This window comes from Chryseobacterium sp. CP-77, assembly GCF_036362765.1.
Lineage (GTDB): Bacteria > Bacteroidota > Bacteroidia > Flavobacteriales > Weeksellaceae > Chryseobacterium > Chryseobacterium cupriresistens.
On record NZ_CP143637.1, the window covers coordinates 3,246,418 to 3,268,371 of the forward strand.

The 21,954-nt window shown below is 37.4% G+C and carries 20 protein-coding genes; 4 read left to right on the plus strand and 16 right to left on the minus strand.

All coding sequences use genetic code 11. From position 1 onward, the window contains the following. From V0410_RS14395 to V0410_RS14425, 7 genes are all read right to left on the minus strand, one after another. Positions 1–1,653: a T9SS type A sorting domain-containing protein gene (locus V0410_RS14395; protein ID WP_330744421.1), complete on the minus strand. Its 1,653-nt coding sequence runs from the start codon at positions 1,651–1,653 to the stop codon at positions 1–3. Positions 1,654–2,463: 810 nt separating this feature from the next. Further along, positions 2,464–4,113: a DNA repair protein RecN gene (locus V0410_RS14400; RefSeq protein WP_330744423.1), complete on the minus strand. Its 1,650-nt coding sequence runs from the start codon at positions 4,111–4,113 to the stop codon at positions 2,464–2,466. 181 nt (positions 4,114–4,294) lie between these two features. Continuing rightward, positions 4,295–5,200: a type IX secretion system protein PorD gene (gene porD, locus V0410_RS14405; RefSeq protein WP_330744425.1), complete on the minus strand. Its 906-nt coding sequence runs from the start codon at positions 5,198–5,200 to the stop codon at positions 4,295–4,297. Positions 5,201–5,236: 36 nt separating this feature from the next. Next, entirely contained in the window at positions 5,237–6,442 is a 1,206-nt protein-coding gene (gene coaBC, locus V0410_RS14410) for a bifunctional phosphopantothenoylcysteine decarboxylase/phosphopantothenate--cysteine ligase CoaBC (protein ID WP_330744427.1), read from the minus strand. 123 nt (positions 6,443–6,565) lie between these two features. Further along, positions 6,566–6,889, minus strand: coding sequence for a DNA-directed RNA polymerase subunit omega (locus V0410_RS14415; RefSeq protein WP_029298198.1), 324 nt, complete (start codon positions 6,887–6,889; stop codon positions 6,566–6,568). A 42-nt stretch (positions 6,890–6,931) separates the two neighbouring features. Then, positions 6,932–7,927, minus strand: coding sequence for an outer membrane protein assembly factor BamD (locus V0410_RS14420; RefSeq protein ID WP_330744437.1), 996 nt, complete (start codon positions 7,925–7,927; stop codon positions 6,932–6,934). A 103-nt stretch (positions 7,928–8,030) separates the two neighbouring features. After that, on the minus strand, positions 8,031–8,660 hold the full coding sequence (locus tag V0410_RS14425) for a TetR/AcrR family transcriptional regulator (RefSeq protein ID WP_034692722.1): 630 nt from the start codon (positions 8,658–8,660) through the stop codon (positions 8,031–8,033). Positions 8,661–8,756: 96 nt separating this feature from the next. Here V0410_RS14425 and V0410_RS14430 point away from each other — a divergent pair, with 96 nt between their 5' ends. From V0410_RS14430 to V0410_RS14445, 4 genes are all read left to right on the plus strand, one after another. After that, the gene (locus tag V0410_RS14430; RefSeq protein ID WP_330744440.1) at positions 8,757–9,383 is read left to right on the plus strand and encodes a TatD family hydrolase; all 627 of its coding nucleotides are present in this window, start codon (positions 8,757–8,759) and stop codon (positions 9,381–9,383) included. Further along, on the plus strand, positions 9,376–10,107 hold the full coding sequence (locus tag V0410_RS14435; RefSeq protein WP_330744442.1) for a tRNA threonylcarbamoyladenosine dehydratase: 732 nt from the start codon (positions 9,376–9,378) through the stop codon (positions 10,105–10,107). Before V0410_RS14430 ends, V0410_RS14435 begins: the two co-directional genes overlap by 8 nt. Next, on the plus strand, positions 10,107–10,478 hold the full coding sequence (gene rnpA / locus V0410_RS14440; protein ID WP_202840091.1) for a ribonuclease P protein component: 372 nt from the start codon (positions 10,107–10,109) through the stop codon (positions 10,476–10,478). The genes V0410_RS14435 and rnpA overlap by 1 nt, the downstream gene beginning before the upstream one ends. Before the next feature lie 241 nt (positions 10,479–10,719). Then, on the plus strand, positions 10,720–11,328 hold the full coding sequence (locus tag V0410_RS14445) for a DUF4126 domain-containing protein (protein ID WP_330744446.1): 609 nt from the start codon (positions 10,720–10,722) through the stop codon (positions 11,326–11,328). A 39-nt stretch (positions 11,329–11,367) separates the two neighbouring features. On the opposite strand, the gene V0410_RS14450 is transcribed toward V0410_RS14445, so the two are convergent. The 9 genes from V0410_RS14450 to V0410_RS14490 all read right to left on the minus strand — a co-directional run bounded on the left by V0410_RS14450 (position 11,368) and on the right by V0410_RS14490 (position 21,737). Next, positions 11,368–13,521 (minus strand): hypothetical protein, encoded by a 2,154-nt coding sequence (locus V0410_RS14450; RefSeq protein WP_330744448.1) that lies wholly within the window; start codon positions 13,519–13,521, stop codon positions 11,368–11,370. A gap of 1 nt (position 13,522) precedes the next feature. After that, on the minus strand, positions 13,523–14,074 hold the full coding sequence (locus V0410_RS14455) for an LptE family protein (RefSeq protein WP_227944009.1): 552 nt from the start codon (positions 14,072–14,074) through the stop codon (positions 13,523–13,525). Beyond that, complete coding sequence (locus V0410_RS14460) at positions 14,064–14,768, minus strand: hypothetical protein (RefSeq protein WP_202840097.1); 705 nt, start codon at positions 14,766–14,768, stop codon at positions 14,064–14,066. Before V0410_RS14460 ends, V0410_RS14455 begins: the two co-directional genes overlap by 11 nt. Before the next feature lie 13 nt (positions 14,769–14,781). Next, complete coding sequence (locus tag V0410_RS14465; RefSeq protein ID WP_110011538.1) at positions 14,782–16,071, minus strand: sigma-54 interaction domain-containing protein; 1,290 nt, start codon at positions 16,069–16,071, stop codon at positions 14,782–14,784. A 36-nt stretch (positions 16,072–16,107) separates the two neighbouring features. Then, on the minus strand, positions 16,108–16,968 hold the full coding sequence (locus tag V0410_RS14470; RefSeq protein ID WP_330744453.1) for a tetratricopeptide repeat protein: 861 nt from the start codon (positions 16,966–16,968) through the stop codon (positions 16,108–16,110). A gap of 162 nt (positions 16,969–17,130) precedes the next feature. Further along, positions 17,131–18,567 carry a tRNA (N6-isopentenyl adenosine(37)-C2)-methylthiotransferase MiaB gene (gene miaB / locus V0410_RS14475; protein WP_330744454.1) on the minus strand — a complete coding sequence of 479 codons (1,437 nt, stop codon included), beginning with the start codon at positions 18,565–18,567 and terminating at the stop codon, positions 17,131–17,133. Between the two features lie 83 nt (positions 18,568–18,650). Then, positions 18,651–19,376, minus strand: coding sequence for an energy transducer TonB (locus V0410_RS14480; protein WP_330744456.1), 726 nt, complete (start codon positions 19,374–19,376; stop codon positions 18,651–18,653). Between the two features lie 17 nt (positions 19,377–19,393). Next, entirely contained in the window at positions 19,394–19,876 is a 483-nt protein-coding gene (locus tag V0410_RS14485) for a hypothetical protein (RefSeq protein WP_330744458.1), read from the minus strand. A gap of 127 nt (positions 19,877–20,003) precedes the next feature. Further along, entirely contained in the window at positions 20,004–21,737 is a 1,734-nt protein-coding gene (locus V0410_RS14490; protein ID WP_330744459.1) for a thiamine pyrophosphate-dependent enzyme, read from the minus strand. Positions 21,738–21,954 lie beyond the last annotated feature (217 nt).

The window sequence follows — 21,954 nt, forward strand, 5'->3', positions numbered from 1 at the left end:
TTATTTCTTAATTAACTTAGCATTCGCCGTTTTATTGTTATCCGTTTTTACAGTCACCAGATAAGCTCCCTGAACCAATGCCTGGGTATTAATCTTTGTCACTTTGTTCTTAGTTTTAATACTCTGAAGCTGTCTTCCGCTCATATCATACAAACGAATATCTGCTTCTTTGAAACCCTGTCCTGAGCCTGTCGAAGGATCAAAACCTATTTCCACATAAGCATAATCTGACACAGGATTCGGATAGATCTTGATATCGTATTTTTCAATCAGCTGATCAATCTGCTTGTCTCCCAGTTTTACAATCTTCCAGTTTTCTTTACCCAGTTCTTCAGCGCTGGTTCCAGCCAGAATAATTGATCCGTCTCTGTTCAGTTTTAAATCGGAAAGTCTTTCTTCCTTCTTTCTGGATTCACCTTTGACATGTTTTCCCCACTGCTCGTTTCCATTTGGATCAAGATAGAGCATCCAGAAGGTTTCATCATCAGTTTCTATTCTTCCTTCTGCCTGCGTATAGCCACCCAATAAAATTCCTTTGGATGATTTGTCATCTGCAGAGTGGAGAACACTCATTCCCATTAAAATGTCTCTGTTTTTGAAATTGTAAGATTTCTGCCACTGTTCATCGCCTCTTTCGTTTAAAGCAATCAGCCAAAGGTCTGTTCCTTCCTCTAATCCGACGGTTTTGTTTCCTGATCTTTCCGATCTGGATTCCCCACCAACTATAAATCCATTGGAAGTTAAGGCCAGCGTTCTGATATGATCATCTCCTTTACCTCCAAAGTTCTTTTCCCATTCTATTTTTCCGTTTTTGTCCAGCTTAACAATCCAGTAATCGCCTTCACCGAAATTTTCAGTTTGTTTCGAGGTACGGGATACGGGGTTCGGGCTTTGAACTTCTGATACAGAACCCGCATCTTGCACCCCGGAACCTTTGTCAGATCCCGAAACACGGACCTCGGAACTTCTGGAATAGATTCCCAGTAATGCTCCACCGTCTCTCGTTGGAATCATCTTCTCTACTTCGTCTAACCCTTTTCCTCCTAAAATTAATTGGGAGAGTTCTTTTCCGTCTTTATCCAGTTTTGTGATTAAAACATCTTTGGAACCATAGCCTTTGGATGAGTTTTGAACATTACCGGCCACAAAGAATCCTAAATCAGTAGTTTGGATAACAGCTCTTGCTTCTTCATCATAAGAACTTCCCAAGGTCTTCTGCCATAATTCATCCCCAAATTCATTGATTCTGATCAGCCAGATATCTGAGCCTCCTTTGGAATCTTCTTTTTTATCCAGTCCTTTTCCTGAATAAGAAGTTCCTGTCAAAAGAAATCCGCCATCCTGAGTGGTAACAGTGGCTGACAGATAATCGTGGTTTTGCCCTGAGAAATATTTTTCCCAAACTTCCTGCCCCTGCTGGTTTAGTTTTACCAAATGAAAATCGTAACCGTTGTTTTGCTTACTGCCTGAAGCCTGTTGCTTATTGCTTTGAATAGAACTTCCTGTGATCAAATACTGCTGATCAATGGTTGTGGTAACCTGACTTAGAAAATCCTGAGTAGAGGATTGGATGTCTTTCTGCCATACCACTTCCTGCGCAGATGCGCCCAATGCTGTGCATAGAATGAATGCACTGAGAGAGATTTTTTTCATTCCTGTGTTTATTTAAGTTGACATTGTTATTATGATAGATCATGGTTAGATCCTGTTCTTTTTAATCCTTATCCGTTTCTGAGAATCAGCTCCCTTTATAGGATAAAGAATATTTCAAATATAATATTCTTTGATGCAAAAAATAGTGTATTTCATATGCATAAAAATTCATCTGAATTTGTACATACGAAATTGATTTTTAAATATTTAGAAATAATTGAAGAATATACACCGAATGGATATAATCGAATAAAAATTTCATAGTTATTGTTTTTTAGCTATAATGGACCTGTTTATAAAAACCTAGCAAATTTAACATTTTTTAACATTATTATGTGAATATTGCTTTAACTTAATACAAAAATATTCTCTCAAAGCGACAGAACATGTCGTATTACAAATACATTTTCACCACCGCAAAAAAATATAGTATTGAAACATGACTGTGTGTGATAAAAAGTATCAATACATTGAAAATTTTAATATTTTCGGTATGAATTAACAGGTCGCTCCTCCGGAACTTTATGGGTTACAGGGCTTCATTTTTTCTATTAACAGCAGATCCCGATGGAAGCTAACGGTCTACAGGACTTATCTGTTTTAAAATTATAGTTCCGAAGTAGCGACCTGCCAATTATGCGTTACATTGAAATGCTGAAAAAGGAAATCCGGCAAAAAGATGCAGCAATAGAAGCTCTGAAAAAAGAATTGAAGAGTTAGGGAAATAGTAAATCCTTCGACAGGCTCAGGATGACATCGATAATACTAACGGTTTACAGAGGTGAGAAATCGGGTTTATAATTAGCTGAATTAGCCTATTAATTCTTTAGCCTGTGCCAGCGCAGCTTCCGTAATTTTACTTCCGGAAAGAAGCTGGGCAATCTCGTTCAGTTTTTCTTCACTGCTCAAAGGAATAATAGTAGATTGTGTTCTGCCGGAAATATCCTGTTTTACAACTTTGTAATTATCATTTCCTTTAGCTGCGACCTGTGCAAGGTGGGAAATAACAATCAATTGCATGTCTTCGGACATTTCGCGCATCAGATTTCCGATCTCTTCAGCTACTTTTCCTGAAACCCCGGTGTCTATTTCGTCAAGAATCAAGGTTGGAAGTTCATCGCTTTCTGCAATAATCTTCTTTACGGCAAGCATTACTCTTGATCTTTCTCCTCCGGAAATGGCCGTTTGGATCGGCTTTAAAGGGAAACCTGAATTGGCCTGAAACAACAGCTGGATATTTTCTTTTCCAAACGGGTTGAATTCATCTGCATCGTGTAATTCTATATCCACTTTTGCCTTTTCGAGACCTAGCTTTTTAAGAAGTCCTTCTGCTTTTTTAATAAAAACAGGAACATTCTTATGTCTGTTCTTTGAAAGTTTTGCAGCAAGGCTCTGAAGTGTTTTTTCTTTTTGAGAGATATTTTCTTCTGTTTCTTCAATCTGTAATTCCAGATCTGAAGCTCCTTTCTGATCTCCAGCCAGCTGATTTCTGATCTCAATCAGTTCATTAAGATCTGAAACATTATGTTTAAGGAATAAGGCGTTGATTTTATTATTAAGATCGGTAAGGTAGACCAGGTTTTCAGGATTAATTTCCACTCTTTCCGCTTCATGTTCCAGTTCGGAAATGATGTCTTTAAGCTCTACAAAAGTGGTTTCCAGCCTTTCATCCAGCTCTGCGAAACTCGTAGAAACTTCGGAAATTTTTGACAGTTTGTTGGTCGCTTCGTTAAAGAATGACAGAATTCCTATTTCCTCCTGATGAAATCTGGATAGAATCTGCCCTACATTCTCGGAGATCATTCCCGCATTTTCCTGAATGGAAAGCTGGTTCTGAACATCTTCAAAATCAACATCATCAAGCTTCAGCTCTTCAAGTTCGTTCAGTAAAAATTCTTTATAATCACTTTCTTTATTAGATTCTGAAAGTTGGGTCTTTAATTTTTTCAACAACAATTTCAGCGTTTGAAACTCAGAAAATTCCTGTTGATACTCTTCAATGATTTTTTTATTTTCAGAAAGTCCGTCTATAATTTTAAACTGATATTCTGAAGTAAAAAGATTGGATGTTTCGAATTGGGAATGGATATCGATCAGTTGTGAGGAAAGCTCTCTAAGAATATCCAGCGTTACCGGCACATCGTTGATAAATGCCCGCGATTTCCCCGAAGGAAGTATTTCTCTCCGGATAATAGTCTGAAGTTCGTAGTCCAGGTCGTTCTCAATAAAGAATTTTTTAAACTGGTTATTGAGGGAAAACTCGGTTTCCACCACACTTTTTTCTTCAGCTTTGGCGATCGATTTTACATCTGCTCTTTCACCTAAAATAAGCCTGAGAGCACCTAAGATGATCGATTTACCCGCCCCCGTTTCTCCGGTAATGACCTGTAAACCATTCTTCAATGATACTTCAAGGGTATCAATCAGGGCAAAGTTTTTAATGTAAATTCTCGAAAGCATTGATAATCCGGGTTATAATCCAATTTGAGTTTGAACTGTAAAAATAAGTTTTTTTTCCATTCTTCTCCGATTAAATTAAAGCATAATTAACAGGCAGTAATGGTTGTTAGTGAAGGAACAAAATGTTTTTTTGTTGACTCTTGAATAATCAACCGCCCATCCTCAATGTATCCACCACTTTTTAGACCTTCCATTTATTCCACTTATTATCTATATTCTTCGGTGAGAGGATGATCATTGTTTGCTTAAGATCATTAAGAATCAGCCCTCCATTATTTCCTGAATTGAAAATATTGAAAATTTCATCGCTTTTGGTGTCCATGAAAAGATTAAAGAAGAAAGCCTGCTGGAAGTTATTCTCATACATTTTTAATTGCATCAGTGCATCGAAAATGACTTTTTTCCCGGCAGTCTGATCCTGGTTGAAAAGATTATCCAATCCTGCTCTGTGATAGGTATAAATAGTGGAACGTAACTGATTCCAGTTAGGGTTCATAATTTCGTTGATTAAAATAGAACGGCTTCTCGGCTCGTTGATAGTATTCCAGCCTTCATAGTTCCTGTTTTGGGAATTCTGGGCAATCTGCTGCGCTTTCGCATACCATTGTGATCCTCCCATAGACTGGAAGCTATCTGCATCCAGACCCAAAACAACATAAATATAGAAACTGATCACATCCGTAAGATTCTTACCGGAGAACTGTCTTTCATTAAAAATAAGACTCTCATTCTCAATATATTCAAAACCAAATCTCTGATCCTGAAGATTAATTAAAGGAGATTCGTAGGTTGTATTGTACACAGGTCTTACTGCCTGAATCACAATCGTTCCTTTGAATTTATTCACATCTCTTTCCGTAATAACAATAGAAAAAGCACATTTTATTTTTTCAAAATTCTGAAGTCTTTTACCGGTCCAGCTGGTGTTATTGATAAAATCCCTGAGACTTTTCTCCAACGCTTTATAGGCCTGCTGGTTACTTCCTCCCAGCTGATTGGCGTTTACCTGCACCGTCGCCAGAAGCTCCTGAGAAAAACTTTGGGTGTATAGAAATAACAGAAAAAATAAACTTATAATTTTTTTCATTGTCTATTAAAAATTGAGAACGGAAATTTATTAAAATTATTTTAAAAGTTGAGTCTCAACAAAATTGAGAATATCTTTCGCTACATCATCCTTGGATTTCAGATTGTATTCCTTCTTCTCTGTTCTGGTAAATATTTTGATTTTATTGGTATCATTTTTAAAACCGGCTCCTTCATCACGCAGAGAGTTCAGAACAATCATATCCAGGTTTTTCTTTTCAAGTTTTCCTTTGGCATTTTCTTCTTCATTTTGAGTTTCCAGCGCAAATCCTACCAAAAACTGATGGGTTTTCTTTTCACCCATTGTTTTAAGAATATCGGGATTCTTAACCAGCTCTATCGTCAGGTTTTCATCGTTTTTCTTGATTTTCTCCTTAGCCACTTCTTTGGGAGCATAATCCGCTACTGCCGCACTAGCAATTCCGATGTCTATTGTGTCGTAAAATTCAAATACTTTGGCCAGCATTTCTTTTGCTGAAGTCACCTTATGAAGTTCAACATGAGGATCGTTGAGGGTTTGCACGCTTGGCCCTGAAATCAGGATTACTTTTGCTCCTCTTTTTGAAGCTTCTTCAGCCAGAGAAAATCCCATTTTACCGGATGAATGGTTTCCGATGAATCTTACAGGATCTATTGCTTCATAGGTAGGTCCTGCAGTGATTAAAACTGTTTTTCCTTCAAGGCTTCGGGATTGGATATCCGAATTAAAATAATGCTCAACAGCATTAAAAATTGTTGCCGGCTCTGCCATTCTCCCCTGCCCGATCAGTCCACTGGCAAGCTCTCCGTTTTCCGCAGGAATAATAATATGTCCGAAGCTTTCCGCCTGCTCCAGATTTTTTTGGGTAGAAGGGTGTGCATACATATCAAGGTCCATCGCAGGAGCAATGAATACCGGACATTTTGCAGACATATAGGTTGCAATAACGAGATTATCACACATCCCGTGAACCATTTTAGACAATGTATTGGCCGTACATGGGGCAACAATCATAACATCTGCCCAAAGAGCCATTTCCACATGGCTGTTCCATGTTCCGTTATCACTGTAAAAATCCGAATACACCGGTTTTTTGGATAATGTAGACAGACTTAGTTTCGTCACAAAGTTTTCTGCATCAGGAGTCATAATAACCTGTACTTCGGCACCTTTTTTCACAAAATCCCTGATCAGAAAATGGATTTTATATGCCGCAATTCCTCCGGAGACAGCGATAAGTATTTTTTTACCGGAAACACTCATTAAGTTCTAATTTTTTGAAACACTAAAGTACTTATTTTTTCCCACACAATGAGGTTTTAAAACAACAAAGGTCATAAAAGAAGTGAATTCCTTTATGACCTTGATTTATTAAAATACAGAAGATTACTTTCTTTCTTCTGTTTTTCTGAAATAAACATCTCCGTTTAACCATTCTTCAATAGCAATTGAAGTTGGCTTTGGAAGCTTTTCGTAATGTTTAGAGATCTCAATTTGTTCTCTGTTTTCGAAAACCTCTTCTAATGTAGAATTGTGAACGGCAAATTCATCCAATTTGTTGTGAAGTTCCGTACGGATCTCCGCATTAATCTGCTCTGCTCTCTTTCCCATGATAACAATAGCTTCATAGATTGAACCTACTTTATCTTCAATCTTATCTTTATCGTAAGTAATTGTATTTACTTCTGCTTTTGTATCTTTTACACTCATTTTGAGAAAATTATTTTTATTTTAAGATGGCAAATTTACGAATTATCTTTGAATTTTGAAAGTCGCTGCCGGCGGAGGTGTTTTAAGTGCTGCACTGTCCCTCTGTAACTGCATTGCTTTCTTTTCATTACTGATCTGATCTTTGATCTGCTGGTCAGCTTTATCCTTATCAGCCAGTTTTTCAGCTTCTTTTTTCTGTCTTGCTGTTAAAGCCGCCATTCTGGCTTCAGTTTGTTTTTTAACAACTGCGAAGTTTTGTTTTTCTTTTTCCAGTTTTTCTCTGAGATCTGATGCCGTTTTAGAATATTCTGTATTTGGAAGCTCTTTCTCTACAAGTTTTGTATACGTAAGCGCGCTTTCAATTCGTTCATCTTTAAGGTTATAAACAGACTTCATCGCCAGTTCATAACGTGCTTTCATGATATAATCATAAATTTTTGAACGAAGCTTTGTACTTGGAAAATCTTCCAGAACATTATCAAATGCTACGTTTGCTGCTTTATACTCACCCATTTTGTAGTATTGTCTTGCATTTTCATAAGCTTTAAATTCCAGCTTATAAGACAATTCATCAATTAACTGGCTGATATTCTTAGATCTTTCAGAGTTGGGATAATTGTTCAGGAATTCCTGAAGCTCATTAATAGCCAATTCTGTACTCGACTGATCCAGGTTATAGTCCATAGAACCTTCATAGTAGCATAAAGCAGACATATATGCTGCTTCTTCTGCTCTCGGGTCTTTTGGAAAACTTACTGCAAAATTCTTAAACTGGTGTCCTGCCAGCTTATAACTTTTGTCGTAATAGTTGGCATAAGCTGTATTGAAACCTACGTTAGGAAAATCATCTGTTCCCGCCACAAGATTGGCAAGTCTGTCGTAAAGAGCCAATGCATTTTTCCATTTTTTCTTGGCAAAATTTTCATTAGCTGCCTTTAAGATAAATTCTTTATCAGCACTTCTCATTGCTCTCTCCTGCTGACTTACACAAGATGTAATCACCGCTACAGCAAAAAGACCTAAAATATATTTTTTCATATATAAAATTCAACAGTTTTCGGATTATACAGCCGATTTACTAATTTGCAAAAATATAACTTTTTTGCCAATAGATTTTTTTTTATGAATATTTAACGTAATTTTAGTCTGCAGCGTATCCTAAAATTGCAAAAACACTTAATAAAAGATTCATTCTCACCTTTTTCTCAGCTTCTTTGGCATAGGTTTCCTCATTTTTGCTCGGAACATAGAGCTCATAGAAATTTTTATTCCTGATGACAAATAAAGTGGATCCGATAATCATGGTAAGAATATCTTCAGGTTTGGGTGTAAAAGTAAAAACACCTGATGCAACACCTTTCTTAATGACTTCATCCAGTTTTTTCACGAATAGCTGATAGAAATCCAGCAGTTCATCTTTAAGATTCTCCGTATGACGAAGCTCCTGGGTTACAAAACCATGGAAATAATTATACTTGAAAAGCTGAGAAACAATGTACTTGATCATTTCCCGCAGCTGCATCTCAGGTTTACCTTCTTTGATTGTATCCGCAAATTCTGAAAAATTCTCTCTTGTTTTCAATACTCTGTACTGATAGAGATAAGACATCATTTTCTCTTTAGAACCGAAGTAATAAGAGATCATGGCGACGTTGATATTCGCTTTAGAACAAATATCTCTTACAGAAGTTCCCTCATATCCTTTCTTCGCGATAAGCTCTTCTGCAATATCCAGTATGTGAATCTGTTTTTCTGTAAATTTTTTTTTCATGAAGTGTACTTTGAGTAAAGTTAAGAAATTTTTAACACATTTATAAACGATCGTTTAATAATTTTAGATTAAATCTGAAATTGCTTACTTTTGAATATGGAATTTTTTGATTTTCATCATCATAAGAAATATATCAGAAACGGAATTTACAATCTGAACATAGAACAAATTCCTCCTTATTCTCCTTATTCTATCGGAATTCATCCCCAGGATATTGATGTTACCCATCTCGAACAACAGTTTTCATGGATGGAAAACACGATGTTTCAAAACTGTTTTGCTATTGGTGAGTGTGGTTTGGATTCTTTGGTTTCTATTGATCAGAAAATCCAGGAAGAAGTTTTTTTAAGACAGATAAAGATAGCCAATGAAGTCAAAAAACCTATGATCATTCATTGTGTCAGAAAATTTTATGAGGTCATTTCTTTGGGGAAGAAGGCCGAACAGCCCATGATCATTCATGGTTTTAATAAAAAACGTCAAATTGCAGAAGATCTTCTTGCCAATAATTTTTACCTGAGTTTTGGAAAAGCTGTTTTGTATAATTTATCTTTGCAGGATATTTTGAAAAACACTCCACTCAACAAAATCTTTTTAGAAACTGACAATGAAGACTTTAACATCGGAGAATTGTACCTTAAAGTTTCGGAAATAAAAGGAATGTCTCTGGAGCAACTTAATGAACAAATTTTAGAAAATTTACATACAATAAAAAATGGATAAATACTGGCTGGAAAGGACTGAACTTTTGATAAAGGAAGATGGATTGGATAAGCTCATCAAGGCCAATGTGCTTGTGGTAGGCTTAGGAGGAGTAGGTTCTTTTGCCGCAGAATTTCTTGCCAGGGCCGGCGTAGGAAATATGACCATCGTGGATGGAGACACCGTAGATATTACGAATATCAACAGACAGCTTCCTGCCTTACATTCTACTGTTGGCAAACATAAAGTAGAGGTTGTAGCTGAAAGGCTCCTTGATATCAATCCACAACTTAATTTAATCAGGATCAATGAGTTTCTGAATCCTGAGAGAATGGATGAAATCCTTGATTCCGGAAAGTTTGATTATGTACTTGACTGTATTGACAGTGTAACGCCGAAAATCTGTTTAATAAAAGCTGCCAGAAGAAGAAAGATCAAGATTGTAAGTTCTATGGGAGCCGGAGGAAAAATAGATCCAAGCATGGTGATGGTAAGGGATATCAGTAAAACCCACAACTGTTTCCTTGCAAAGCAGGTAAGAAAAAGGCTTAAGAAAGAAAAAATCAATAAAGGAATCAGATGTGTATTCTCCAATGAAATTCAAAAGGAGGAAAGCTTAAAAATGACTGACGGAAGCAATTTCAAAAAATCATTCTATGGCACCATCAGCTTTATTCCTGCAATTTTCGGATTGTATGCAGCCGCTGAAGTGATTAATCATTTAGTGAAAAAGATGAAAGATTAATGCAGAACTTCAAATATCCAAGAGCGGAAAAGCTCAAAAAAAACACGGAAATCAGTTTGCTTTTTGAGAAAGGCAAATGGAGAACGAGTGGAAATCTAAGGATCATTGTTCTGAAAGATAAACCTAACCTTCCGGTAGAAGCTGCAAGATTCGGAGTTTCTGTTTCAAAAAGATACTTTAAAAGAGCTGTGCACAGGAATCGCATCAAGAGGCTGCTGAGAGAATGTTACCGCCTGAATAAAGATCTTTTCAGGCAGGCCTTTGGAGAAAAATCTATGGCAATGCTGTTTTGGGTTTCTTCTGAGATGCCACCGAAATTCCAGGATGTGGAGGCACAGTTTATCAAGCTTTGTGAAGCTCAGAAAAAGTAATCATCTATTCCCATGAAATAATATAGAACTGTGAGGCATTTTCTTACAGTTCTTTTTATTTCCCACAGATCGCATAGATTTTCACAGATAAAATCTTCTTTTTACTTTCTGGCAAATCACAAATAGTAAAGCTCAAAACCTCGTTCCCCGCATCCCGTATCTGGAACTCTAAAATCAACAACGCTCCAAATATCATATAGTTTTTGTATTTTTAGGGAAAACAATAAATCTGAAAATTAATATGTTAGACAATGTTCCCTATTTTTCTTATATAATCAGTGCTTTTATCGGTATTGGACTTGCGGCAGCTACAGGCTTCCGGGTATTTCTCCCTATGTTTGTTGTAAGCCTTGCCTCTTATTTTAACTGGATTCCGATGAATGAGCATTTTGAATGGCTTGCGGGTCTCCCTACGCTTATTACAACAGGAATAGCTACTGTTATTGAGATCCTCGCTTACTACATCCCTTTTGTTGATCATTTACTGGATACTGTTTCCATACCTATGGCAACTGTTGCTGGCTCCATATTATTTGCCAGTCAGTTTGCTGAACTTGGTACTTTTCCACAATGGGCACTGGCATTGATTGCCGGAGGAGGTACGGCTGCTACGATCAGTTCCGGATTTGCAGGAATAAGGGCTGCTTCCACTGCTACTACCGGAGGTTTGGGAAATTCCATGGTAGGCACAACGGAGACGGCAGGTGCCGGTATAATGTCTGTTCTTGCGATGGCAGCACCGGTTATCGCCGCAATATTTGCCATCATTACATTAATTGTTGTTATCGTATTTGGGCGAAAGGCCTGGAAAAAAATAAGAAGCAGTAAAAGTAGTTCTCAGAAATTATAAAATAAAAAAGGTACTGTTTTTATCAGCACCTTTTTATTTTTAGTTTTTACTTCTGAAGTCCTTGATATCCTGAATTTTGGATTCAAAATATTCTTTTTTCTCAGGACTCTTTTTGATTAATATTTCAAACGCCTTTATTGCCTTTGTATAGAGTTTCTGTTCAAAATAAAGATTAGCTAATGTCTCCGTCATCAAATGCGAGATATCATCATTCTTTTCTTTTACAACATAGGTACTTTCTTCCTTTAGCTGACTGATTCTGGGATTGTTCTCGATAAAGGTTTCTATAGCCTTTTCTTTGATTTCGGCTTTGTCCTTTACGATTTCTTCTGTTCTGTCAATCTTAAGCCAGCTCTGCCATGTATTGATAAAACCCGGAACATTACTGTCTATTGATGATTGAGTAGTATTTTTCATAGTAACCTCCTGTACTTTTTCTACAGGTTCCTGTTTCTTTTCTTCAACCTTAAGGGTAGAAATATCGGTTCCAAAGAAAGAAACATTCATTACAGGAACATCTTCTTTTACTGTTTCTGTTTCCGTTTTTTCTTCCTGAGCTGATTCAACCGGAGCAGAATGATCTTTTTCAACTTCAGAATTTTCTGCTATTGGTAAAGCTTCTTCCTGAGCAGTTTCTTCAATAATTTCATTTGTCTCACCTGATTTGGACTCCCCGGTAGTCACTTCCGGCTCTGCAACAGTTGCAGCTTCTGTTTCCTGAGTTTTAAGTTCAGGGGTTGATGCTTTTTCTGCTTTACTGATCAATGAATCGGGTAAATGAGATTCCACACTCATTGGCTTCCATGCAGTCTGCACTTCAGATATTTCCTGTATTTCTTCTTCTTCTTCTTCTTCTTCTTCTGCAATTTCTGATGTAATAGCCTCGACTACAGACGGTTGGTTTTCAACAATTTCTTCCTTTACAGGCTCTTTTTTTATTTCTTCAGGTTTTTCTTCACTGGTTGACCAGAAATGGAAACTTTGGGTATCAGCGAAGCTAATCTCATGATCTTCAGAAGCTTCCGGCTCTGCTTTTTCTTCCTGAACAACAGGCTTAGCCTCCTTCATTTTCTTTTCAACTTCCTCAATAAGGCGTCTCATCTCCTCCTCATGCTTATTTACACTGGATTGAGATACTTCAGCTGTTTCAGAAATCTCCTCGTTGTTGGCCTGGATTTTAACTTCCGGCATAAAAGATTCTGTTCCATGGAAGCTTACTTCCGCATCAGACAATTCCGCTGAAGGTGCCTTTTCATTACCATTTTCTTCTTTTTCAAGAGAAATCTGATCTTCATCAATGATGGCTTCCGGTGTAAAGTTTTCTCCGGCGTTCTCTTCTGCTACAACCTGTATTTCTTCTTGCTGAACAGGTTCTTCCTCAGAAACAGTTTCCGTTTCATGTGCTGTTGATTCAGCTTTTACAAGTTCTTCTGCTACAGCCTCTTCAATATGTACTTCCGGTGCTAATGGGGCTACTTCATGGAAGCTGACATTCTCTTCTTCCCCGATCTTTTCTTCCTCTTTTTCTGAAGAAATCTGCTCTTCGTTAATGATGGTTTCCGGTGTAAAGTTCTCTCCACCATTTTCATCACCCTGAGTCTGTATGGATGCTGCTTCCTCCTGAACCGGTTCTTCAACTATAGTATCTGTCTTTTGTGTTACCAGAGTACCTGATTCAAGGGTAGATTCAATATCAATGGTCTCAGAATTTACTTCATCCAGGAAGTTTTCTTCTCCTTCAAATAAAATTCTGTTTCGTTCACCTTTTACATAAATAGGCTTAGCTTCCTGTGAGGTTGGTAATACACAAGTATTTTCCTTTTCTTCTGATGGTTTTTCCAAAGAAATATCCTCTTCTCTTTTAATAGGGAAAGATTTTGCCTTTGGAGCTAATTGAGCTGGCTTTTCGATTGTTGCAGAAGGTTTTTTCTCTTCAACAATTTCCGGTTTGGGCTCTTGTTTGATCTTCCCGTTAATCAACTGATACAGAATTTTCTTATCAGTAGTATACGCAGCTGTTGTAGAAAGCTCTTTCTGATAGTTTTCTTTTTCGTACAGATGCACGCCATACAGGTGAAGGGCCCTGATATTCTGAATATAAGGAAAAGTGTGAATCTCTTCTTTCAAAAGACCAAGGTCTTCAGACTGAATATTTTTCGGATTTTTTATTAATTCTAAAACTCTCGGATTCATCTTACCAGTTCGCTACAATGTCGTTAAATATCTTGTTAATAATTCTATCTGTTACCAGTTTTACCTGCTGGTCTTCGATCTGACTTAAGGATACATCACTGTTGAAAGCGGCTTCATCAGAATACGTTCTGTCAAAACTTGCATCCGGATGGATTTTATTTTCATAATGTACCTTTACCGTAATCGTAAGTTTATTCTGTGCCTGTTGAATCACTCCACCAGAAGGGTTGGTCTGGGTATTGGAACTGATGGTGGTAGGCGTAATGGAATAGTCTGTAATTTCTCCTTCAATCAGGATATCCGGATTTTCTTTCGTTCCCTTCAAAGTTGTTCTTTGAAGAAATCTGTTTTGTATTGCTGTAGAAAACTGTTGTGATAATGCAGGATTTACCAGCGGTGCATTATTGGGAAATTCATTGATCTGAACTGTTTTCTCATCTGTAAGAGACGATCCCGTAAAGCTGTAGCATGAATTTAAAACTCCCAGCAACGCAAAGAGCATTCCCGTGAGTAATGATTGTTTCAGGCTTATATTTTTAATTTTAAAATCCATCTTTAAATCCGATTTCCGTAATTTCATCATACTCAATTTGTTGAATAGCATCTTCATAAGCAAAATAATTTGCTGTATATAAGAATGGTAAGGTAAGAAAAATTCCTATCCCGCAGGCAATAATCCCAATCTGAGCCAAAATACTTACTACCACTGAGAAAAGGAAGATTGACAATAGATTTCCTTTGGTCATTATTTTTGAAATAACCCAGGCTTCTTTTACTTCCCTGATGCCTTTAAGACTGATTAATGGTATGATATAAAAACCCTTTAATACAAAGTAATATATCGCTCCAATCAATAAAAACATATAGGGAAACACAAAAAATGCTACCATTGGATTGGGTTCATTACCCTCAGATAATGCACCTGATATACCCAGCACAGCAAATAAAGGAATGTAAAGCAGTAAAACACCTCCGAAAACAATTAACTGCAGCATAAAATAAGGCATAAAATCTTTAAAATCAAAGATATCTCCGGGACTTGCCGGCTGGTTTCTGTTCAGCCTTTGAAGGTATTTGTATAAATTACCCATCGCTAATATTCCGCAGAACGGAATGATCGACATGATAAAGCACATTAAAAATGCTACAAAAATATTTCCGAAATCTTTCTTTAAAAGTTCGAAACCTTTATTAATATATTCTCCGAGTTTAAAATTGATCGGCTTAGGTGTTAAATTGACTTTCATTATTTATGTTGTGCTAATCTTCCAGGTTATATTGTTTTATTTTTCTGTATAAAGTTCTTTGTGAGATTCCCAGCTCATCTGCAGCTCTGTTTCTACGTCCCTTATGCTTCTCCAAAGCCTTGATAATCAAATCTTTTTCATTATTCTGAAGAGAAAGTGATTCCGGTCTGTTTTCTTCAATTTCGATATCTTCAATATCTTCATAGCTGTCATCAGGGTTTGAAATAATCGTAGGAGTCTGAACGGCCGGCGTATCATTATTATTTTCAAAATATAACATCGATCCGGAATTCACTTGTGACTGACTATCAGAAGTATAAATTCTGTTGATCAGGTTTTTCTCATGATTGCTCAGATCTGCTGTACCTCTGTTCTTGATCAGTTCCGAAGTTAAGGATTTTAAATCATTAATATCATTCCTCATATCGAACAGGATTTTATACATAATTTCCCTTTCGCTTCCGAAATCGTTTTGCTTGGGAGTACTTTGAGTATTTACGACCATTGGGAGATGCGTTTCCATCGGAATATACTCAGCAAGTTTTTCTGCAGTGATATTTCTGTTTCTTTCCACAACGGTCATCTGCTCTACTAAGTTTCTTAGCTGGCGGACGTTCCCCGGGAAAGAATAACTTTCTATATAATGAACAGCACTCTGCTCCAGCTCCAGCTCCGGCATTCTGTATTTTTCAGCAAAATCTATTGCAAATTTTCTGAATAACAAATGGATATCTCCTTTTCTTTCTCTCAAAGGCGGCATATCAATCTGAACGGTATTCAAACGGTAATACAAATCCTCACGGAACCTTCCGTCATGGATGGCTTTCATCATATTAACGTTGGTAGCTGCCACAATTCTCACATTGGTTTTCTGTACCTGTGAAGAACCTACTTTCATAAATTCACCACTTTCCAGCACTCTTAAAAGACGTACCTGAGTCTGAAGGGGAAGTTCTCCTACCTCATCCAAAAAGATGGTTCCGCCGTCTGCCACTTCAAAATATCCTTTTCTTGTAGCTGTAGCTCCTGTAAAAGCTCCTTTTTCGTGCCCGAATAGCTCAGAGTCTATGGTTCCTTCCGGAATGGCTCCACAGTTTACCACGATATAAGGCTGATGTTTTCTTCTGGATTCTGAATGAATGATTTTCGGAATAAATTCTTTTCCCACCCCACTTTCTCCAATCACAAGTACAGAGATATCTGTGGGTGCAACCTGGATAGATTTTTCCAGGGCACGATTGAGTGCAGGAAAGTTTCCGATAATTCCGAAACGGTTTTTTATGTTTTGTAGCTCGTTGCTCATAAGTAAATTTTTGATTATTGATTGAATGTTAATCTTCTACAGCACTTCAACCTGTTGTGTGTAGACCTTGTTAAATTGATGAGTGCAGACAGCTTTCATGGCCTTTCCTTCATCATACGTTTGCAGGGCTAACATGTTTAAATCCAAATAATCTTTGTTTCTGATCTTAGAAACTTTACTTTTAAAGTATGTATTCTCAGCAAAGTCGTACCCTTTGCTTTGTTTTTCAAAATTTTCCAGGGCTTTGTCATATCTTCCCAGCTCAAGATAGGTAACACCCAGCTGATAATGATCAAACAGTCCCTTCGCATAACCTCTGGCAGCCAGAAACCTTTCTATAATCCCAGATGCTTTTTCTTTCTGTCCTGAAGCAGCGTAGGACACCGCTCTTACTACGTCCAGATTATAGTCTCCGTTCTGAGATCTTCCTAAGTCTCCGGGCTTATATTTTTTTAAACCTTCTAAATCCTGAATTGCACTTCTATAGCCTCTCAGAAACTGAAACTTTGTCCAGCCTCTGTAACCAGGGTGCATCCCGGGATCTAAGGCAACGGCTTTATCAATTAAAATCTTCCAGGTTACAAAATCTCCGTTTTTAAGATATGGAACGGCTTTTTCCATATAAGCATGGGAGAAATCCGGACACAGTTCAATGGCTTTATCAAAACCTTCCTGAGATTCTGCGAAACTTTGTAAATCTGAAGCCCAGTTGTATAACTCACACGCTTTTTTGCAGTTCTCACCCTCTACTGCATTACAGTTGACCTGTGCAATAGTATTGGTGTAAACGATAAGTAACAAAAAGCTAAGGTAATACCTCTGAAACTTTTCCATTTTCAATTTATAGGTTAAATCCTGATAATCATCTACTTTTAAACCTTTTATCTCTTCCGGCATCCAGCCTTCGAGTGATTTTGTAAACTGCGTAACAATTTACTAAAAATCTTACGGTAATATACCCGTTGATTTTTTCAGAATATATATTTTTCTTTTAAGTTTTTCAGGGATAGCATCTTTTCGCTTGTCTGGCCAAATTCTTTTATACCCTGAAACTTAATTTTATTCTGCTGTTCTCCCTAAAAGTGTGCCTTGCGTATTGTCATACACAAAAACGTTCACAATGTCACCTATTTTCTGTCCTTCCAGTTTATCGAAGACACATACGGCATTCTGAGAGTTTCTTCCTTTCCACTGGTTTTTATTTTTCTTGGAAATTCCTTCAATCAGAATCTGGTGCTCTCTTCCAACATACGATTTCATTCTTTGTTTTGAAAGCTCTCCCTGAAGGGCAATAACCTCAGCAAGACGTCTCTGCTTCACATCAGCCGGAATATTGTCTTCCATTTTCTTGTGAGCAGGAGTTCCCGGTCTTTCTGAGTACGCAAACATATAACCGTAGTCATATTCCACTTCTCTCATCAGACTTAACGTATCCTGGTGGTCTTCTTCTGTTTCATTACAGAATCCTACGATCATATCCTGTGAAAATGCTACTTCCGGAACAATTTCTTTCGCTTTTCTGATCAGATCAAGATATTCTTCACGGGTATGCTGTCTGTTCATCGCTTCCAGCATATTATTGCTTCCGCTTTGTACAGGAAGATGTACATATTTACAGATATTGTCATGTTTTGCCATCATTCTGAATACGTCCAGACTCATATCCTGAGGATTGGAAGTAGAGAATCTGATTCTCAATTCAGGAACAGCTTTAGCCACTAAATCAAGAAGTTGCGCAAAATTTACAGCCGTTGCTTTCTGTATTTCAGATGCCTTGGCAAAATCTTTTTTAGGACCACCACCATACCAAAGGTAAGAGTCTACGTTTTGTCCTAAAAGGGTAATTTCTTTATATCCGTTATTGGCAAGATCTTTACATTCTTCAATAATAGAGTGCGGGTCACGGCTTCTTTCTCGTCCTCTGGTAAATGGAACCACACAGAATGTACACATGTTATCACAACCTCTTGTAATGGTCACAAAAGCGGTAACACCGTTTCCTCCTAAACGGACAGGATTGATATCGGCATACGTCTCTTCTTTGGAAAGAATAACGTTGATGGCATCTCTCCCGTCATCGGTTTCTTTCAAAAGGTTCGGTAAGTCTCTGTAGGCATCCGGACCTACAACAAGATCCACCAACTGTTCTTCTTCCAAGAACTTGGTTTTCAGTCTTTCCGCCATACATCCCAGAACACCAACCGTCATATTCGGTCTTTCCTTTTTAAGATTTTTAAACTGAGAAAGACGCATTCTTACGGTCTGTTCCGCTTTTTCGCGGATGGAGCATGTATTTAAAAGAATCAGGTCGGCTTCTTCAACTTTCATCGTTGTATTATAGCCCTGTTCATTAAGAATGGATGCAACAATCTCAGAGTCAGAGAAATTCATCTGACAGCCATAGCTTTCTAAAAACAGTTTTTTAGAGTTCTCCGGTCTTTCTGCAATAGCAAAAGCTTCGCCCTGTTTTGTTTCGTCTATATATTTTTCCTGCACGATAATCGATTTAAGGTTCGTAATTTTAAATTACGAACGAATAAGTTTGCAAAGATACAAAATATTGTGACAGAATGTCAGGATTATCTTTCAGTAAATGTTATTGAAAACTGTACCGGAAATGAAATCCTCTCCACAATCGGAATATCTTTATAAAAAGCTGGTATCCAGGTCTTTTTCATTCTTGCAAGAGTCCGCATAAAATCAGTATTAAAATTTTGATTGTAAACTTCAGGATAAACTCTTGGATTAATAATATGACCGTCTTTGCTGATATAAAATTCCAGATTTACCTTTCCGTTAAGCTGATAATCTGAAAAAATCGTCATAAAATTATCATGAAATAAAGTATGAAAAGCTTTCGATCCTTCAGGGTATTTGGTATGCGCTACAAATTTATTGGCATCATAACCCGGCTGGTAATTACTCATTACATCTTTTGGATATAAAATAAACTCAGTAATAGCCCCAATTTTCCAGCCTTTGGCTTCAGCCGGCTTCCATTTTTTAAGGTTTTTAAGAAGCTCCCTGGACATATTGTATGCACATTTGTTTCTTGCAATATTAGCCGTATCAGAATCTTTGATGAATTTAACTTCAGCTTTTTCTGTTACAATAATTCTTGGCTGATAAATCTCTTTTTCATCACACTCCTTAAATTTATTATTAATAAGATATTCGTGAACATCTTTGTAAAAATTAACCATTCCTCCTTCATAAAAGCTTTGTTTCTCCGGATATTCATCAAGTATCTGCGCTTTATACAGAGATACAAAAGCCAGAAAAAACATAATAAAAGTCTTTTTCATTATTGTGTTTATATTATTTAATCAATATCCACGGACATTGAAGAGAAGTTCATTTTAACTTTAATCTGTGAGGCTACTGGCTTCCCGTTACAAGACGCCGGAATCCAGTTTTTCTTTATCCTTCTTACAACGTACTGCATATCATCAAAGAAAACTTCGCTGTTGGCCACCTTAGGCATTCCTTTCACATCCGTTACTTTTCCTTTGTCATCAAGCACTAAGGTAAAGGTAAAATCTCCCGTCAAAGCATAGAAATCAGAATTCAGGTACGCATACATATATCGGTTCAGGATATCTTTGTAGGCTGCAACACCTCCTTCAAAAGCAGCGGGTTTAAAAGCATTACATTTTACAGCAACCTGCATAAAGGGTTCTCTAATATCTATTTTTAAAAGATTTTTGTTGCTTTCTCTGATGAAGGAATCATCCCTTTCTTCCTGATCCTGTGCCCATGAAAAATTCATCACACATAATGCCAAAAATAAAAATATAGCTCTCATGATTGTTTTCTAATAATAAACAAAGGTAAATATTTAGCTTATGTATAAAAAAGAAAAACTTCACGCCAAGCATGAAGTTTTACATATGGGTTCTGATTTCAGATAACTTTCTTTTTTTCTTTTCTTCTTAAAGCAGGCCTTTGATATGTTTATAATTGGTCTTCACCGTTTCAAAAACCTCATCCATTTTCCCTCCAAGCATGAGCTGAGCCATAGATTTGCTCATTCCCATGATCTGGTCAAATTCAATCTTGGGAGGAAGAGCCAGCGCATTGGGATTGGTGAAAATATTCAGAAGATAAGGTCCTTCATAATTCAGGCATTCTTTGATAGCACTTTCCACATCTTCGGGAAGATGAACGTTTTTTCCCGGATAGCCCATTGCATGTGCTACCATGGCAAAATCCGGATTGATCATATCTGTTTCATTATCTGGCATTCCGCCAACTTCCATCTCCAGCTTTACCATTCCCAGGGTTCTGTTATTGAAAACAATTAATTTGATTGGTAATTTATACTGAAAAATAGTAGCCATATCTCCTAAAAGCATAGATAATCCTCCATCTCCACAAAGGGCAATCACTTGTTTTTCGGGATGTGCCAATGCAGCACCTATCGCCATTGGCATCGCATTAGCCATTGATCCATGATTAAATGATCCCAGCATTTTCCTTTCGCCTGTTCCTGTAATAAAGCGGGCTCCCCAAACGCAGCACATTCCGGTATCTACGGTAAAAATAGCATCATGTTTAGCAAGTTTATCTAAAGTGTAAGCCACATATTCCGGCTGAATAGCATTCTCTTTTCCAGAATCTTTAACATACTCCAACTGGTTTTCTTTTACTTCATCGTAAAACGCCAGCTGTTCATTCAGAAAATGAACATCCGTTTTTTCTTCGAGTAAGGGAAGCAGTGCTTTAATGGTTTCTTTGACGTCTCCGGAAAGCCCCAGCTCCAGTTTTGCTCTTCTTCCTAATCTTTCAGGACTTTCATCAATCTGGACGATTTTATTTTTTACAGGCATGAATTTCTGATAAGGGAAATCCGTTCCCAGGAGAATAACAAGATCAGCTTCGTGCATGGCATGATAGGCCGAAGGAAATCCTAACAGACCTGTAAGCCCTACCTCATTGGGATTATTGGGCTGAATAGCCATTTTCCCGCGGAATGAATATCCTACAGGTGCTTTTAACAAATTGGACAAAGCAATCACTTCATCGCGTGCTTCAGCAGCACCAATTCCGCAATAGATTGTTACTTTGTTACTATTATTTATCAGTGTTGACAGGCTTTTCAACTCGTCATCCGAAGGTCTTATGACAGGATTGGTTTTAAAGATTTGGGTGGAAGTAGAGCCTTCTTCGGCATCCAGCTCAGAAACATCTCCCGGTAGACCTATCACCGCAACTCCTTTTTTGGATATAGCATGCTGAATGGCGGTCTGCAAGGTTCTCTGTACCTGTTCAGGTCTTGTAATCATTTGATTATAATAGCTGCAGTCATCAAACAGCTTTATCGTATTGGTTTCCTGAAAGTAATCCATGCCCATTTCATCACTGGGAATGGTGGAAGCAATCACCAGCATAGGAACATGAGAGCGATGAGCTTCATACACTCCATTGATCAAATGAACGTGTCCTGGCCCGCAGCTTCCGGCACAAACTGCCAAACCATCAAGCTCAGCCTCCGCAGCGGCGGCATAAGCCCCTACTTCTTCGTGTCTTACATGAATCCATTGGATGCTGCTTTTTTTAACGGCAATATTCAGATGATTGAGACTGTCGCCGGTTACTGCATAAATTCTTTTCACATTGGCATTTTCGAGCATTTCAACAATCTGCTCTGCTATGTTTTTTGCCATAATTAGTCTGTTTTGGTGGTTATTTTTTGGTGAAAATAGTATTTGAGAAGAAGAAAATCTTCCTATCTCTATCAAATTTAACTAATAAAATTGAGACTCCATCCCTAACTCGATGTTAAAAAATTGTAATGTAAATTTTGATTCTATTGAAACCTCACGGGTTTTGAAAACCCGTGAGGTTTCATTTCATGTAAAACAAAACAGCCACCAAAAAGGT

Bases quoted from the DNA above. Each gene is read 5' to 3' on its own strand.
- V0410_RS14425 (WP_034692722.1), bottom strand. From the start codon at position 8,660: ATGAAAAAAAAATTTACAGAAAAACAGATTCACATACTGGATATTGCA.
- V0410_RS14415 (WP_029298198.1), bottom strand. From the start codon at position 6,889: ATGAGTGTAAAAGATACAAAAGCAGAAGTAAATACAATTACTTACGAT.
- V0410_RS14450 (WP_330744448.1), bottom strand. From the start codon at position 13,521: ATGAATCCGAGAGTTTTAGAATTAATAAAAAATCCGAAAAATATTCAG.
- V0410_RS14395 (WP_330744421.1), bottom strand. From the start codon at position 1,653: ATGAAAAAAATCTCTCTCAGTGCATTCATTCTATGCACAGCATTGGGC.
- V0410_RS14420 (WP_330744437.1), bottom strand. From the start codon at position 7,927: ATGAAAAAATATATTTTAGGTCTTTTTGCTGTAGCGGTGATTACATCT.
- rnpA (WP_202840091.1), top strand. From the start codon at position 10,107: ATGCAGAACTTCAAATATCCAAGAGCGGAAAAGCTCAAAAAAAACACG.
- V0410_RS14465 (WP_110011538.1), bottom strand. From the start codon at position 16,071: ATGAGCAACGAGCTACAAAACATAAAAAACCGTTTCGGAATTATCGGA.
- V0410_RS14455 (WP_227944009.1), bottom strand. From the start codon at position 14,074: ATGGATTTTAAAATTAAAAATATAAGCCTGAAACAATCATTACTCACG.
- V0410_RS14485 (WP_330744458.1), bottom strand. From the start codon at position 19,876: ATGAGAGCTATATTTTTATTTTTGGCATTATGTGTGATGAATTTTTCA.
- coaBC (WP_330744427.1), bottom strand. From the start codon at position 6,442: ATGAGTGTTTCCGGTAAAAAAATACTTATCGCTGTCTCCGGAGGAATT.
- V0410_RS14470 (WP_330744453.1), bottom strand. From the start codon at position 16,968: ATGCCGGAAGAGATAAAAGGTTTAAAAGTAGATGATTATCAGGATTTA.
- V0410_RS14435 (WP_330744442.1), top strand. From the start codon at position 9,376: ATGGATAAATACTGGCTGGAAAGGACTGAACTTTTGATAAAGGAAGAT.
- V0410_RS14430 (WP_330744440.1), top strand. From the start codon at position 8,757: ATGGAATTTTTTGATTTTCATCATCATAAGAAATATATCAGAAACGGA.
- V0410_RS14480 (WP_330744456.1), bottom strand. From the start codon at position 19,376: ATGAAAAAGACTTTTATTATGTTTTTTCTGGCTTTTGTATCTCTGTAT.
- V0410_RS14445 (WP_330744446.1), top strand. From the start codon at position 10,720: ATGTTAGACAATGTTCCCTATTTTTCTTATATAATCAGTGCTTTTATC.
- V0410_RS14490 (WP_330744459.1), bottom strand. From the start codon at position 21,737: ATGGCAAAAAACATAGCAGAGCAGATTGTTGAAATGCTCGAAAATGCC.
- V0410_RS14460 (WP_202840097.1), bottom strand. From the start codon at position 14,768: ATGAAAGTCAATTTAACACCTAAGCCGATCAATTTTAAACTCGGAGAA.
- porD (WP_330744425.1), bottom strand. From the start codon at position 5,200: ATGAAAAAAATTATAAGTTTATTTTTTCTGTTATTTCTATACACCCAA.
- V0410_RS14400 (WP_330744423.1), bottom strand. From the start codon at position 4,113: ATGCTTTCGAGAATTTACATTAAAAACTTTGCCCTGATTGATACCCTT.